Here is a 16467-nt window from a genome sequence, read left to right as displayed (position 1 = left end):
TGATAACTGATTTCTATGACAAATCTAACTGAGCTTGTCGAAGTTTCAAACAATGAACACTCAAAAATAATCCTTCGACAAGCTCAGAATGACATTTAGAGTTTAATTACTTTTTATACAACCACGTTTTATTTTTATTTCTGATAGAATTACTTCATTTCAATTTTAATTACAAATGCTCTATCATCAACTTTTTTATTAGGAGTTATAATGTGTAAACCGCTATCGTCCCAATTATAATCAATTTTGCTATCCGTTCCTAAAATACTTAGGCTTTGAATTTTTAGACTCCCTAATTCCTCTTTAGTAAAACTAGTTAAATCCACTTTTGCACTCTCTCCAGGCCATCCTAAAACAATAGCATACACCGTATTCCCTTTTTTAGTATAACGAATATCCTTAGCTGTATAGGTAAGTTTATCTAAAAACATCCCCGACTTCTCTTGCTTCGTAGGACCTTCTCCAAAAATCTCCCAAGTTCTAGTACCATAAATAGCCTCTCCATTTACTGCCAACCACGCTCCTATTTGTAATAAAACTTCTTGTTGATCTACTGGAATCTCGCCATCTGGTTTTGGAGAAACATTTAGCATCAAAGCACCATTTTTACTAACAATATCTGCTAATAAATCTATTATTTCGTTAGCCGATTTTAATCCTAAAGTATTTGTATAGCTCCAACTTCCTACAGAAACAGTTTCATCTGTTAACCAGAATTCTTCGGTCTTTTTATTCATTCTTCCCTTTTCAAAATCTTCAATACTAACAGATTTTGGAAGCTCTCCTTCTTTATGTGTAATTACAACTTGTTTGTTTTCTTTTACTGAATTATTAAAATAATAGGCTGTAAATTCTTTTTTATAAGTATCAGGAATTTTAGTCAGTTTACTATCAAAATAAATTAAATCTGGACTGTAACTATCTATCACTTCTTTAAGTTCTCCAAACCAGTTTTGATAGAATTTTTCAGGAGAAATATTTCCATACATAATGCTTATTTCTGAATCTTCAGAAGAAGTTGGCATTTCTGGATTGTAGGGGAAATATGAGGTGTCGTCTAACCATTTTGTAGAATCTTTCTGAAAAAGCTGAAGATTTCTAGCTTTATGAAAAGAAGTTACAAACTTCATATCTTGGGCTTTTATAGCCTTTGCTAGCTGACCAACAATATCTTTGTGAGGCCCCTTTTCAAAGGAATTCCATGGATTAATGCTACTCTTCCAATTTGACCAACCATCGTGATGCTCTGCTACAATTCCTCCAAATTTAGCACCAGCTTTTTTAAAGAGAGAAGCCCATTGTTCTGCATTAAATTTTTCAGCTTTAAACATAGGTACAAAATCGTGGTATCCAAATTCCTTAGGCTCTCCATACGTTTTTACATGGTACTTATATTCATTTGAACCCACAATATGCATATTCCTAGGATACCAATCATTTGCATAAGAAGGAACCGAAAGAACTCCCCAATGGGCATAAATTCCGAATTTTGCATCTTTAAACCACTCTGCAGTTTCCTCATATTTGGCTAAAGAATCCCAATTAGCTTCATAAACTGGTTCTTCTTTTAATGTGGCCGACTTCTTTTCCGAATTACAAGACATTAAAAGTACTGACACTATAAATAATGTAAATCCTATTTTCTTCATTTATATATTTTAAATTATTGTATCTCACAACTTGTATGCTCTTACTTAACAGCTACTTTTTCTGAAAGAAATATTTTATTTGAAGCACTCCCTATCTGAACTTCAATAGTATCTTTTTCTAAAATAAAATCTTGCTTTTCTTTATTCCAATACTTCATATCTTTCGGATTTAATAGCAAGCTCACAGTTTTAGTTTCTCCTGCTTTAATGTGAATTCGTTTAAAGCTTTTTAGTTCTTTAATGGGTCTCTCTACAGTCGAGTTTATGTGTTTAACATAAAGCTGAACAACCTCATCTCCATCCACTTCTCCTGCATTTGTAATATTTACCTTTACTGATACTTCCTCATTTTCTTTAATTTGCTTCGGAATTTCCATATCCTTATATTTAAAAGTAGTATAGCTTAATCCGTGTCCGAAAGCATATAAAGGTTTTCCTTTAAAATACATATAAGTACGACCATTACGGATGTTATAATCCATTAAAGGCGGTAAATCACTAATATCTTTAACCCAAGTTTGTGTAAGTCTCCCCGCAGGGTTGTATGCTCCAAAAAGCACATTTGCAATAGCTGTTCCTAATTCTTGACTATTTTGGGTTACATGGAAAATAGCAGGAATATTTTCTTGAGTCCAATTGATTGTATAAGGAAAACTGCTAATCAATCCTACAACCGTATTAGGATTAGCCTTGTAAACTAATTTTACTAAATCTTCATATTCCGAATTTAATGCCTGTCTATCTACAGCTTCTTTTCCATTACTTGGCACGGGACATTGCGCCCAACCAGCATTACAAGTAGGATGATTTCCTATAAAAACAATGGCTACATCTGCATTTTTAGCTATTTCTACAGCTTTGCCATCAGCATTATTTTTTGCAAACAGTACTTCAACATTTTCCCCTACTTTATTTTTTATTCCTTGTAAAGGAGAAATTGTATATGGCGGAGTCCCACTATACCAGTCTAACAAAACAGCATCTGCATATTCTCCAATAATAGCAATCTTTTTTACTTTCTTTTTTTGAAGAGGCAGCAATCTCTTAGCTGGATCATTTTTAAGTAATACAATCGATTTCTCGGTTGCTTCTAAAGCTAGTTTTTTATGAGCCTCCAATTCCCATGGATCCATACTATCTGCTTCTGCACCAATTTTAGCATACGGATTGTTAGCAGAAGAATCAAGCATTCCTAGTTTTATCATGACCCGATAATTCCCTCTTAAAACTTCATCTAAATCGGCTTCCGTTAAATATCCGTTAGCTAAAGCTCCGTAAACCCCTTCTGTAAAATCGTCTAAAAACTGATTAATTCCTGCTTTTATAGTAGCTGCAGCCCCTAAATATTTATCTTTATAATACTTATGATCGGACAATAATAGTTTATATGCACCTCCATCTGTGCAAATAATTCCATTTTGTCCCCACTCATCTACAGTAATATCTTTTAGCATTGGATGCACCATTGCAGGAATCCCATTTACTTTATTATACGCTGCCATATATGCGCGAGATCCACCTTCTACTACTCCCATTTTAAAAGGCAAGGCATAATATTCTCTCCATAACCTTTCGTCAAAATCTGAGGAAGTATACGTCCGTCCATCCTCATTACTATTCGCCAAAAAGTGCTTCATCAAAGAAGCTGTTTGCCAATATGTTTTATCAGAACCTTGTAATCCTTTTACAAAAGCTACTGTCATTTTTCCATTAAAAAAGGCATCTTCTCCATAGCTTTCTTCGGTACGCCCCCAACGTGGATCGCGAGCCAAATCTGCATTAGGAGCTCTAATCACGAGTCCACCTCTCCCATATTTTTGTAAGGCATATCGGGCTTCATAACCTTCTATCTTTGCAATTTCTTTTAGTAATTCTGTATCCCAAGTTTCTCCTAAACCATATGCTTGTGGAAAGGTAGTTGTAGGCAAAGGTTCTTTTCCTTTTCCACCCCATCCTGCTGGGCCTCCTAGAGCTAAGCCATGTAATCCTTCAACATGTCCTGTCCCTTTTACCCCTAACCTAGGAACTTCTGGATTGGTGCTTAAAGCATTTACTTTTTCATCTATTGTCATTAAAGACAATAAGTTATCAACCCGTTTCTCTGTAGCTATTTTAGGGTTTTGAAACGGGTAGTCATAAGACTTTTGAGCTTGTAATAAAGATACTACAAGCCCAAAAGTTATATATAAAAAAATATTTTTGAAAGGTTTCTTTTGCATATCAAATGGCTAATCTATTTTTTTAAATCTAATAGCAACACCTCCGCTAGCTCCAAGATGTAAGTTTAACGAATCTGAAGCTTTTACTTCTTTAGTAGATATAGCTACTGAAGAAGGATTGTGAGTCTCATCTGTTCCTTCTGCATCAGCATATATTTTTGCTTCATAAGTAGCTCCTTCCTCTAAAAAGGATAATGAAATTTCAAAATCTCTAGCCTTTTCATTGGTCATACTCCCTAGGTACCAATCATCACTAGCAACATCCTTACGAACGGTTGTAATATATTCTCCTACTTCTCCATTCAATACTTTAGTATCTTCCCAATTGGTAGGAACATCATGTAAAAACTCAAATGCTGGTTGCCCTTCATAATTTTCTGGTAGATCTGCCAACATTTGGATTGGAGAAAATACGGTTACTAATAAAGCTAATTGTTTGGCTGCTGTGCTGTGCACACGTCTGCCTGGATATCCTTGTTTAACCTCAACATCTAAAATTCCAGCAGTGAAATCCATAGGCCCTGAAAGAAATCTTGTAAAAGGTAAAATTGTAGTATAATTAGGAGGATTCCCATCACTCCAAGCGTTATATTCTTGTCCTCTTGCACCCTCTCTAGCCATCATGTTTGGGTAAGTCCTACGCTCTCCAGTGTCTTTTATTGGCTCATGAAACAATACTGTTAAATGGTATTCTGCAGCTTTTTTAAGTACATATCTAAAGTAATTCACCCCAAACTGACCATGATGCCATTCTTTCATTTTAAGTAGTGAACCTACATGACCAATCTTAACATCGTGTATTCCAACTTTATTGTACAACGCAAATGCGCTATCTATTTGCTTTAAATAGTTATCTATATTGGAACCCGTTTCATGGTATCCAATAATTCTAACATTGTGCCTTTTGGCATAATCGGTAACTTCTTCTAAATCAAAATTATCGGCTTCTTTGGTAAAACTAAACTGATGCATTGCATTTTTATACCAATCTGGAGTCCATCCTTTATTCCAACCTTCAATTAAAAGATGATCTATATCAACTTTTTCAGCAAAATCTATATACTCTTTTGCATGTTTAGTGGTAGCTCCTTGTTTTTCACCTTCCCAAAAGGTATATTTTCCAATGTGCATTGCCCACCAAATTCCTAAATATTTAAAAGGCTTAATCCAACTTGTATCCTCTATTTTATTAGGTTCATTCAAGTTTAAAATTAAATATGAAGTAATTAAATCGGTTGGTTTTTCTCCTATTTGAATAGTTCTCCAAGGTGTTTTAAACGATTCTGTAGTTCGAACTTTTACTCCATCTGCCCAAGGCACTAAATCGGTTTTTAAAGTTGTTCCCTCGGTATGCGCTAATGTTGTACTTGCAAAATCTACCAAATTTGCCTCATGAAAACTCAATGACAATCCACTTTTACTCTCAATAGTTAACGGTGTATGCACTGTATCCAACGTACTTACAGGGTCGTTATTGAATAAATATTCATAACGCTGTTCCCCATAAGCTGGAATCCACCATGCTTTCCCGTCGTCTTTCAAGTTAAAAGTTGTTAACTCGTCCATAATGAAAATGCTGTCTTTAATTCCTTGCTCAGGAAAAACATATCGAAAAGCAACTCCATCATCAAAAGCTCTAAATTCAATATTTAACTTACGCTTAGCTTCATCTTTTTCCTGCAATTCAACAACCAATTCGTTATAATTATTACGAATTTCTTTTTTCTCTCCCCAGACCTGTTCCCAAGTATCATCAAAGGTGCGTTCTTTAATACCAGCTATTTCAAAATTAGTATTCAACGAATCTGCATTTTTAAAAACAAATCCCAATTTCGAAGGATTTAAAACTGTTTTTTCTCCATGTGTAACGCTATAACTTGGCGCTCCATTTTCTAGAGAAAAAGAAATCTTGTTTACCCCTTCTGGAGAAGCTACTTCAAATTGTGTAGGCTGCTCTTTTTGGCAAGCTATAGTAACAAGAGCTACCGCCGATGCTATAAAAAATTTAGTTTTCATATATTTCTTTTATTTTATAATACTGAAAGATGTTTTCCCTTGAAGTGGATTATTTTTCAGTTTAAAATTATTCCCTTCTTTAGTTACTTCTATGGTTTCTATTTTTTCTCCCTTCGGAAGATAAACAAGGCCTTTTGCTGTTGTAGTTTCAGAAGAAGCAAATACTTTTAGTTTTAAATTACTCCAATCCATATCTTTTGTAGACTGTGCTAAATCGATATGTGGAATTACAGTTCCGTTTTTAAATAATGCTATTATTGGAATATCTCCTGCTTCTATATGGTGCCATCCCCCCTCATATGCTTTTCCTGTTTGGTAATCTATCCAAGTTCCTTTTGGCAAGTATACATCTCTAGACGTTCCATTTTCAAAAAGAGGAGCTACCAACATACTCGAACCAAATAAGTATTCGTTATCTACCAACCAAGAACCAGCATCTTCTGGGAATTCTACAAATAAAGCACGCATCATTGGCAGTCCTTTTTCTGAACTCTCCTTTGCTTGTGCATAGATATACGGCATTAATTTATAACGCATATTATCAGCTTTTCTAAAAGCTTCTAAAAAACTTTTGTTGTATAACCAAGGTTCTGTTGGTGGTTCTCCGTGACTTCTAACATGAGATGATAACATTCCAAATGGTGTCCATCTACGGTATAAATCTTCTGGAGATTTTGTTACAAATCCTCCCACATCATGACTCCAAAAGCTAAAACCACTCAACCCTAAAGAAAGTCCGCCACGTAAGGTTGCCGACATTGCCGTATTGGTAGTAGCTGCATCTCCTCCCCAATGTAATGGGTAGCGCTGACTTCCAGCCCATGTACTTCTAGCCCAAATAAGGGTATATCCTTTTTCTTTTTTAGTAATTTCTGCTACTGCTTTATTATATCGAAGTGGGTATAAGTTATGTTCGTAAAAACCTGTTCTTCCAGAATGGTATATTCCGTTGGCAGGAGCTGCCTCTCCAAAATCTACTTTAAAAACACTTACCCCTAAATCAAACAAATGTTTTAGTTTGTTTTGGTACCAAGTTACGGTTGCTGGATTGGAAAAATCTAACACAGCATCTTCATAAGGAATGTTGCCTTTTCTGTCTTTTACAGCTAGGTCGTTTTCAACAATTTCATTAAATAAAGTGTTTTTAGGAGTAAAATAAGGCAATTGCCATAGGCAAACTTCAAAACCTTCATCCTTTAAATCTGAGAGCATTTTTTTTGGATCGTCAAATCTATCTCCTGCAAATTCATAATTATTACGCCAATCAACATCAAACCATCCTGTGTCAAAATGAATTACATCACTAGGTATTTTATTTTTTCGTAATTCTTTAGCCACATTTCTTCCTTCTTTTTCTGAAAAATATGTAATCCTACTCATCCAAAACCCGAAAGACCAAAGTGGAGGCATTTCCGACTTCCCTGTAAGATTAGTGTATTCATCTAAAATATCTTTTGGCTCTCCTAAAAAGATAAAAATATCAGCTTCATCATCTCCTATCATCATTTCATTAGCGCCACTAAAATACTTCCCAAAATCCACAGTAATTGGTGTAGAATGATGCATAAACACACCATACCCTCTACTACTCATATAGAAAGGAATTGGTTTATACATGGTCTCATTCTGAACTCCATTGGCATCATCTGTATATAAAACCACCTTTTGTCCTCGTTTATTAAATTGCGTAAAAGATTCCCCACAACCAAATATTTTTTCATCTGGTTGCAGTGTAAATGCCGCTGAAAAACTTCTGGAATAATCACTATTTTTTCGAACATAAGAAAAAGGTAAAACAGGAGTGTACGTATTAGCTACATCATTAGTATGTAATGTACTTGTAAGTAGTTTCCCGTTTTCATCAAATATTTTTACATGCCACGGATTGGTCTGAATTTCTACAGTTCCGTGCGCACTTGTATACTTATGTCCTTCTTTTATTTTACTATACTTCCATTGATCTGGATTTTGTGGAGCTACCCCATCTACCAACATCAAAGATTCCTTTTCTGGATTAAATTGTGGCCCTGATGTCATTTTAATTCTAACAGTTCTATCAGAAATAAACTGAATTTCAAAAGGTAAATTTGGCGACACCTCATACTCTGTTGCAGGAAACTCATTTGCTGGAACCGTATCTGGTTTCATCAGCATATTATTAAAAGCCTGTCTGCTTTGATATTGATATCTTTTATATTCCACTTTTCCTTTTCCAGTTTTTGGATCAAAATCTGCTAATTTATCAGCAAAATAAAAAGTGTTTTGGTAGTCGTAAAAATATTCACTTACATCCACAGGTGCATTTAAAACATCTGCATTTTGTATTTGAGCTTTCCCTTGTTTTATTATCAATAACAGAAATAAAGCTCCTATTGAATATTTAATTAAGTTTCGTTTTTTCATTTTTTTATCGTTTTCAAACTAATTTTTCTATTTTTTATCATTAATGTCCGAGTAAAAATACAAGACCACTTCGCTGTAAGAGAAAACAACATTACTAAACTCCTCTTTTTATTCATTCTTCTTAATAGCAAGGAGGCTATTTTAAAAATCTCTATTACCCCTTAATATATGTGGAATACAATAAATCCCGTTAACTTTTATCGGACAACATTAATTTTTTATATGAAAAAATTAAGTCTACTTCCATTTATTTTAATTGAAGCGTTATAGTCTCTGTTTCCATCCCTTCTGAAGCTGCCGAAAGTTTTATACTTCCTTTTGTTTTACCTGCTTGTACAACTACCAAGCATTTACCATTTAGAGCTTTATGCTGTTTGCCTTTAAATGATTCATGATTTGTAGGGTCTCCATTAGCTACTGCCACAATTTCCCCATTCCCTTCATCAAGAGAAAACTTTACTAAATTATTGGCTGTAGGCACAAAATTTCCGTTTTTATCAAGAATATCAACTGTTATAAACGAAAGATCATTTCTATCAGCATTTATTGTAGTTCTATCGGCAGTTAATTGTAATTGTGCTGCTGCTCCAGCTGTTTTAATTTCTCTTTCTAAAACTACATTTCCATCTTTTCTAGAAACAGCTTTTAAAGTTCCAGCTTCAAACGGAAGTCGCCACATAACATGTAAGTCTTCTCCTTCTTTTTGTTTGACTCCTAAAGACTTATCATTTAAGAACAGTTCTACCTCATCTGCATTATTATAATATGCCCAAACATCTACTAACTGTCCTTTTTTCCAATTCCAATGTGGTAACAAATGAAGCACAGGCTCCTCGGTCCACTCACTTTTATACATATAGTAAACATCTTTTGGAAAACCTGCCAAGTCTACAATTCCGAAATAAGAACTTCTAGAAGGCCAAACATATGGAGTAGGCTCTCCTAAATAATCGAAGCCTGTCCAGATATAAAAACCAGATAAATAATCGTTTCTCTTAATAATCTTCCAAGTCGTTTCGTGCAAAGACCCCCATGGAGTCCTTACTTGATCAAAGGCAGAAACTGTATTGTCAGCATTTCCTTCTGTAAAAACTTTATCCCATCGAACTGGCCATATTTTGGTAGTATCTGAAGGGAAATCGTAATATCCACGAGTTTGTAATCCAGAGGTAGTTTCGGTAGCTATAAACGGAGTTTTTGGAAAATTTTTCTGATGATCTTCATACGTTTGATGCGCATAGTTATACCCAATAATATCTAATGCCCCAGATCCGGCCAAAGCATTTGGTTGGGCTGCTACATCTTCAAACTGAAGAGTTACCTCTTTATTTTGAATATGAATTGGAGGATTCATAGCGGCAGTTACCAAACGGGTAGTATCTAAATCCTTTACTATTTTAGAAAGTTCCCGTCCAATTTCTGCACCACGCTCACTCCATTGTTCAGGAATTTCATTTCCGATACTCCACATAAAAATACTAGCATGATTTCGGTCTCTTAAAATCTGATCTTCTAGGTCTTTTTTATGCCAAAGTTCCCAATCGTTTCCGTAATCAAATTTAGTTTTACTTTTTTCCCAAATATCAAAAGCTTCATCCATTACTATAAAGCCCATTTCATCACATAAAGCTAGAAGTTCTGGTGCTGGTGGGTTATGAGCCGTACGAATACCGTTCACTCCCATTTCTTTCATAATCTCTAATTGACGCTCTATAGCACGTGTATTTACTGCTGCTCCAAGAGGTCCTAAATCATGATGTAGGCAAACTCCTTTTATTTTTACTGGCTTACCATTTAAAATAAAACCTTTATTTAAATCGAATTCAAACGCTCGAACTCCAAAAGTAGTTTTGTAAGTATCTATAGTTTCTCCTTCAACTTTAATTTCTGTTACTGCTTTATAAAGCGTAGGATTTACATCCGACCATAATTTTGGATTTGTTATTTTAAGATTTTGAACTACATTTTTATGCGACCCTTTTTCAACATTTATTTCATTTTCTGAAGTTGTAATCGTTTCCCCTTTATAATAAATTGTATTAACAAGAGTTGCCGATTGCTGCTGAAGGGTTTCATTATTAATAGTTGTTTCTATACGTACTTCTGCTGTTTCTTTTGAGACCTTTGGAGTAGTTATATAAGTTCCCCATTGCCCTACATGAAGCTTATGAGTAGTTTTTAACCATACGTTTCTATAAATTCCAGAACCAGAATACCATCTAGAATTAGGTTGATTTTTGTTATTTACTTTAACCAAAATTTCGTTTGGAACATCCCCATAATTTAAATAAGGAGTAATATTATATTCAAAACCAATATATCCATTTGGACGTTTTCCCAAATAATGGTTATTCACCCAAACTTCACTATTGCAATACACCCCATCAAAAACAATAGCAATGCGTTTATCTTTTTTTTCTTCTGCAACTTTAAAAGATTTTTTGTACCATCCTAAGCCACCAACAAGATAAGCGCCTCCGTGACCTGTAGGACTTTTCTCATCGAATTCCATTCCGATACTCCAATCGTGCGGAACTTTAACATCCTGCCATTTGGTTATATTGGAGATGGTGTCATTGTCTTGAAGACTATCATTTAAATGAAAAGACCATCCTTCATTAAAATTGATTTTTCTGCTTTGTAGTATGCTTTCATTTTTCAATGAAGAATTGCATGCACTGAAAAATCCAATGCATGCAACAAATAAAACTAACTTAAAATATGAAGTAAAATTCATCTATTTTACATTAAACATACAGACGGAAAATTTCCCATCTGTATGTTAATTTAACTAACTATTTAATAGCTATATAGACTTTTTTTTTAAAAAGCGTTGGCTAGAATTTGTTCAAATAATTCTTGCTTCCCACTTATTTGTTTTGGCTCTCCATTAGCTTTTGCTATTTCACTTAGCTGCTCTAATGAAAGCTCTTTATTTTCAAATTTTGCACCGTTACCAGTGTCAAAACTTTCGTAACGCTGTTTGCGTAATTTTTTAAAATCTGTATTTTCTAAAACATGATCCGCACAAATTAAACCACGTGCAAAAGCATCCATTCCAGAAATATGGGCTATAAACTTATCTTCTAAATCTGTTGAATTTCTTCTAACTTTTGCATCAAAGTTGATTCCTCCTCCTTGAATTCCTCCTCCTTGAAGAATTACTAACATGGCTTCTGTTATTTCGTAAAGATTTAATGGGAATTGGTCGGTATCCCAACCGTTTTGATAATCTCCTCTGTTAGCATCTATACTCCCTAACATTCCATTATCTACTGCCACTTGAAGTTCGTGCTCAAAAGTGTGTCCCGCTAAAGTAGCATGGTTTACTTCTATATTCAGTTTGAAATCGTCTTGAAGACCATATTTATTAATAAAACCAATGGAAGTAGCCGAATCAAAATCATACTGATGTTTTGTTGGTTCCATAGGTTTTGGTTCAATTAAGAAAGTTCCTGTAAAGCCTTGCTTTCTAGCATAATCTTTACAAATGTTAAGGAAGTTTCCTAAATGATCTAACTCACGACCCATATCGGTGTTTAGAAGACTCATATATCCTTCTCGGCCTCCCCAGAAAACATAATTCTCTCCTCCAAGCGCTATTGTAGCATCTATGGCAATTTTAGCTTGCGCTCCTGCATAAGCTAGTACATCAAAATTTGGATTGGTAGCAGCTCCATTCATATAGCGAGGATTACTAAATAGATTAGAAGTTCCCCACAATAATTTTATTCCCGTATCCTGTTGTTTTTGTTTTGCATAGGCTACCATTTCTTGAATTCTATCTTCAAACGCTGCAAGTGTTGGCGCTTCATCTACAACATCTACATCATGAAAACAATAGTATGGAGTGCCTAGTTTACTCATAAACTCAAAAGCAGCATCCATTTTATCTTTAGCTCTTCCAATAGCATCTTCCTTTTTATCCCAAGCAAAAGTTTCGGTTGGAGCTCCAAAAGGATCGCCTCCTTTATTATTAAAAGTATGCCAATATGCAGTTGCAAATCTTAAGTGTTCTTTTAGGGTTTTTCCTCCTACAACTCTATTTTCGTCATACCATTTAAACGCTAAAGGGTTGTCACTTTCTCTTCCTTCAAACTTAATTTTGTCTATGTTCTTAAAAAATGTTGATTTCATATGTGCTTACTTTTAATGTTGATAATCTATTTTATATTTTTTTTCCAATCTTGATATATTTCCTGATATTGAGCTACTAAAGTTGCATTAGGTTCTATTTTTTCTAAACATTCTAATCCTTTAAAAGCAGCTTCTATGGTTGAAAAATAACCATATCCATAGGCTGCTCCTCTTGCAGCGCCCTCAGCACCAGAAGTATTGTATAATTCTACTGTTGTATTTGTTGTATTTGCAAAAATTTCTCTAAAAACTGGATTCAGAAATAAATTTGCTTTTCCTGCTTTGACCACTTTTCCTTCCACCCCTACATTACGCATGATTTCGAAACCATAATTCAGCGCAAAAACAATTCCTTCACAAGCAGCCCTTACCATATCTGTTTTCTGATGAATATTAAAATTCATCCCTTCAATTCCAGAAAAAGCTGGCTTATTATTAAAAATACGCTCCACACCATTTCCAAATGGATAAAATCGAAGTCCTTTACTTCCTATTTCGCTTTGCGATGCTAGCTCATTTAATTTGTCATAATCCATAAGGTTCTTCGAATCTTCAGACAATGTTTTTCGTAGCCATTGGTATAAAATCCCTGAACCATTTATACAAACCATTACTCCATTTCGTTTTTCTTCAGGAGTATTATTTACATGTAAAAATGTGTTAATTCGGTTATTTGCATCGTAATCATCTGTATTACTAACCCCATACACTACTGCAGAAGTCCCAGCCGTTGCAGCAATCTCTCCCGGATTTAAAACATTTAAAGACAAAGCATTGTTTGGTTGATCTCCTGCTCTATAATTTATCTGAACATCTTTAGACAGTCCTAATGCTGCTGCTATTTCTTTATCTATAATTGCTTGCTTTCCGAAATTTGAAACTATCTCTGGAATAATTTCTTCTGAAATATCCATCGCTTCTAATATTTCGGTTGCTAGTCTATTTTCTTTAAAATTCCATAAAGCTGCTTCCGATAATCCTGAAGTACTTGTTTGCGCAACTCCCGAAAATTTTGCAGCAATAAAATCGCCTGGAAGCATCATATACTTTGCTTTAGCATACACTTCTGGCTGATTATCTTTCACCCATTTTAGCTTAGAGGCTGTAAAATTACCAGGACTTCCTAGAATTTGTTCCTGACAAGCTTCTGCTCCTATTTTATTATAAATAGACTCGCCAATTGATGCAGCTCTGCTATCACACCAAATAATAGAAGACCGAACAGGATTTAAATTTTCATCAGTTAAAACCAATCCATGCATTTGGTATGCTATTCCAATTCCTTTTATTTTTTCAATTTCAATTTGATGTACTTCTTTTAACTTAGCAATCCCTTCTTTTACATACTGCCACCACATTTCGGGTTCTTGTTCAGCCCAACCATGCCTTGGAGCTTTCATCTCTAATTCAAAATCGGGTACCGATATTGATGCCATACATTTTTCGGTTTCAGCATTTAAAACCGATAGCTTAATTGAAGAACTTCCTAAATCTATCCCTAAAAAATACATAGCTTTAATTTATTTTTGATTCTAAAGTACCCTCTGCCTCCCAAATACTTTCCATTTCTTCTAATGTTTTTCCTTTTGTTTCTGGAACAAATTTCCAAATAAAGAAAGCCGATAAGACCGCCATAATACCATAAATCCAATAGGCAAACCCATGATTAAAGAGTTCGTTTAAATGGGAATTATTATTCATCATTGGGAAGGTCCAAGAAACTACAAGATTTGCCAACCATTGCACTGCAACAGCTACAGCCATTACTCCTTTTATTTTGTTAGGGAAAATCTCCGAAAGTAAGACCCATGTAACAGGACCCCAAGAAATTGCAAAAGCAGCAATATAAAGTAACATTAGGAGTAATGCGACAATCCCACTACTATCTGCATACAATACCGTTCCTAATCCGAGCATACTAATTGCCATAAAAATACTCCCAATAATCATTAATATTTTTCTCCCAAACTTGTCAACTGTAAACATTGCAACCACCGTAAATAGTAGGTTTATAGCTCCAACTATAATAGTTTGCATCATTGAAGCATCTGTTTCCATCCCCATTCCTTTAAAAATTTCAGGAGCATAATATAGCACTACATTAATCCCTACAAATTGCTGAAAAACAGACAGTAACAATCCTATTATTATAATAGCCCAACCATAACTAAGCCATGGAGCCTTCTTTGTTTTAAATGATTTTTTTATATCCTCTAAAATTTCTGAAGCTCTTGAAGAACCGTTGTACTTTGTTAATACAGCAATAGCTGCATCTTCATTTCCTTTTAAAACTTGAAAACGTGGCGTTTTTGGAACTATCAGTAAAAAGAAGAAAAAGAGAATTGCAGGAATACATTCAGATAAAAACATATACCTCCAACCAATATTATTAATCCAATCATCTGCTTGTCCTTTAATTATAAAATAGTTTACAAAATATACTACCAACATCCCGCTAACGATTGCGAGCTGATTACAAGAAACAAGTTTTCCTCTCATGTTGGCTGGTGCCATTTCTGCAATATAAAGTGGCGCTAGCATACTTGCCAACCCTACTCCAATTCCACCAATAATTCTGTAAATAATAAATGTAGTAAGGTTTCCAGCCATTAAAAATGGTAGCTTTTCTGGATATGCAGAACCAAGAGCAGAGATAATAAACAAAAGTGCCGCTACAATTAAACCATTTCTTCTTCCTATTGAATTTGCAATTCGGTCTCCTACAGCAGCCCCTATAATACATCCTACTAATGCACTACTAACCATAAAACCTAAGATAGAATTTCCTAGATTTTCTGATAGCTCATTAGAATCTGATAAAAAATTAGAATAAAGTAAACTCCCTATTAATAAAATAGAGACTACCATTATACCGATAGCGGTTACTTTTTTAAAGAATTTAAAGATGAAAGAACTAAATAATGCAAAAATAACTAAAGTACATATAGTTATTAATCCTTTAAATTCCACAATAGCCTCTGTGGCTATATTTATATTTTCTGATAGCGGACTTACAAAATAGCTTCTTAGCCCTCCTACCGCTCCAGAAATTACTGCAGTATCATACCCAAAAAGTAATCCACCAAGACTAGCTACCGCGGTAATTAAGTATACATTGCTAGGTTTTAGGTTAGTTTGATTGTTCATTAATGGTCATTTAAACTATATCTTATAGTTAATTTGACTACAATACTAATTAAATATTTTTATTTTATCAAAAAAATGTTATCAAAAGTGAATAATTGGTAATAATTTTTATGATAAGATGCCATATAGAAATTATTTTGTATATATGCACTTAAAACTAATCGACCTATTTAAAGATGGTTAAGAAATTTATTGATGAAGAATCGGGGAAAATAGTAGAAGAAAAAGTAATGAATGCTATTACTATTGACTGTGCTATTTTTGGATTTGAACAAGGAAAGTTAGAAGTATTACTTATTCAACACGCAGAAGGAATTAGCAAAGGAAAATGGGGACTCCCTGGAGGCTGGATAAAAGAAGATGAAAGCATAGACAATGCCGCACATAGATTGTTGAGAGAGTTAACTGGAATTTCCGACCTTTATTTGGAACAGTTAAAAGCCTTTGGCGACCCCAAGCGTTTTCCTCTTGGAAGAGTAATTACTATTGGATATTACGCACTAATAAAAAAGGAAGATTATGATGTAAGAGCTGGTTTTACAGCTTCTGACGCTAAGTGGTATAAAATTGATGAGATTCCAAACTTGATTTATGACCACAATGAAATTCTAACTTACAGCCTCCACCATCTAAGAAATAGAGTACGAAATGCGCCTATTGGTTTTAACCTACTACCAGAAAAATTTACATTACTGCATTTAATGCAATTGTATCAAGAGATTCTAGGAGTAGAACTTGATAAACCTAATTTTAGAAGAAAGATTTTAAAGATGAAACTTCTTGTTGACCTTAAAGAAAAACAACAAGATGTGTCTCATAGAGCCGCAAAACTATATAAGTTTGACCCTGAAATATATAATAAACTGACGGAAAAAGGCTTCAATTTTGAAATGTAA

General features: G+C 34.3%; 9 protein-coding genes. 1 reads left to right on the top strand and 8 read right to left on the bottom strand.

Annotated elements, in window-relative coordinates; all coding sequences use genetic code 11:
- Positions 1–149 precede the first annotated feature (149 nt).
- The 8 genes from JOOMADRAFT_RS12390 to xylE all read right to left on the bottom strand — a co-directional run bounded on the left by JOOMADRAFT_RS12390 (position 150) and on the right by xylE (position 15571).
- Entirely contained in the window at positions 150–1649 is a 1500-nt protein-coding gene (locus JOOMADRAFT_RS12390) for an alpha-L-fucosidase (RefSeq protein ID WP_008613875.1), read from the bottom strand.
- Between the two features lie 41 nt (positions 1650–1690).
- A complete protein-coding gene (locus JOOMADRAFT_RS12385; RefSeq protein ID WP_008613873.1) occupies positions 1691–3868 on the bottom strand; it encodes a glycoside hydrolase family 3 C-terminal domain-containing protein in 2178 nt (725 codons plus the stop codon).
- Positions 3869–3877: 9 nt separating this feature from the next.
- On the bottom strand, positions 3878–5884 hold the full coding sequence (locus tag JOOMADRAFT_RS12380) for a glycoside hydrolase family 97 protein (protein ID WP_008613871.1): 2007 nt from the start codon (positions 5882–5884) through the stop codon (positions 3878–3880).
- Positions 5885–5893: 9 nt separating this feature from the next.
- Positions 5894–8287 (bottom strand): glycoside hydrolase family 31 protein, encoded by a 2394-nt coding sequence (locus JOOMADRAFT_RS12375; RefSeq protein WP_008613869.1) that lies wholly within the window; start codon positions 8285–8287, stop codon positions 5894–5896.
- Positions 8288–8534: 247 nt separating this feature from the next.
- The gene (locus JOOMADRAFT_RS12370) at positions 8535–11024 is read right to left on the bottom strand and encodes a glycoside hydrolase family 2 TIM barrel-domain containing protein (RefSeq protein WP_008613868.1); all 2490 of its coding nucleotides are present in this window, start codon (positions 11022–11024) and stop codon (positions 8535–8537) included.
- An 86-nt stretch (positions 11025–11110) separates the two neighbouring features.
- Positions 11111–12424, bottom strand: coding sequence for a xylose isomerase (gene xylA / locus JOOMADRAFT_RS12365; RefSeq protein WP_008613866.1), 1314 nt, complete (start codon positions 12422–12424; stop codon positions 11111–11113).
- A gap of 26 nt (positions 12425–12450) precedes the next feature.
- The gene (locus JOOMADRAFT_RS12360; RefSeq protein ID WP_008613864.1) at positions 12451–13935 is read right to left on the bottom strand and encodes a xylulokinase; all 1485 of its coding nucleotides are present in this window, start codon (positions 13933–13935) and stop codon (positions 12451–12453) included.
- A 4-nt stretch (positions 13936–13939) separates the two neighbouring features.
- On the bottom strand, positions 13940–15571 hold the full coding sequence (xylE, locus tag JOOMADRAFT_RS12355; protein ID WP_008613862.1) for a D-xylose transporter XylE: 1632 nt from the start codon (positions 15569–15571) through the stop codon (positions 13940–13942).
- 176 nt (positions 15572–15747) lie between these two features.
- Here xylE and JOOMADRAFT_RS12350 point away from each other — a divergent pair, with 176 nt between their 5' ends.
- On the top strand, positions 15748–16467 hold the full coding sequence (locus tag JOOMADRAFT_RS12350; protein ID WP_008613860.1) for an NUDIX hydrolase: 720 nt from the start codon (positions 15748–15750) through the stop codon (positions 16465–16467).

The sequence above is a fragment of the Galbibacter orientalis DSM 19592 genome, from assembly GCF_000260115.1.
GTDB lineage: Bacteria > Bacteroidota > Bacteroidia > Flavobacteriales > Flavobacteriaceae > Galbibacter > Galbibacter orientalis.
Note: the sequence above shows the minus strand (reverse complement) of the source record. Positions and strands in the feature narration are given on the sequence as shown.

Bases quoted from the DNA above. Each gene is read 5' to 3' on its own strand.
- xylE (WP_008613862.1), bottom strand. From the start codon at position 15,571: ATGAACAATCAAACTAACCTAAAACCTAGCAATGTATACTTAATTACC.
- JOOMADRAFT_RS12350 (WP_008613860.1), top strand. From the start codon at position 15,748: ATGGTTAAGAAATTTATTGATGAAGAATCGGGGAAAATAGTAGAAGAA.
- JOOMADRAFT_RS12360 (WP_008613864.1), bottom strand. From the start codon at position 13,935: ATGTATTTTTTAGGGATAGATTTAGGAAGTTCTTCAATTAAGCTATCG.
- xylA (WP_008613866.1), bottom strand. From the start codon at position 12,424: ATGAAATCAACATTTTTTAAGAACATAGACAAAATTAAGTTTGAAGGA.
- JOOMADRAFT_RS12390 (WP_008613875.1), bottom strand. From the start codon at position 1,649: ATGAAGAAAATAGGATTTACATTATTTATAGTGTCAGTACTTTTAATG.
- JOOMADRAFT_RS12370 (WP_008613868.1), bottom strand. From the start codon at position 11,024: ATGAATTTTACTTCATATTTTAAGTTAGTTTTATTTGTTGCATGCATT.
- JOOMADRAFT_RS12380 (WP_008613871.1), bottom strand. From the start codon at position 5,884: ATGAAAACTAAATTTTTTATAGCATCGGCGGTAGCTCTTGTTACTATA.
- JOOMADRAFT_RS12385 (WP_008613873.1), bottom strand. From the start codon at position 3,868: ATGCAAAAGAAACCTTTCAAAAATATTTTTTTATATATAACTTTTGGG.
- JOOMADRAFT_RS12375 (WP_008613869.1), bottom strand. From the start codon at position 8,287: ATGAAAAAACGAAACTTAATTAAATATTCAATAGGAGCTTTATTTCTG.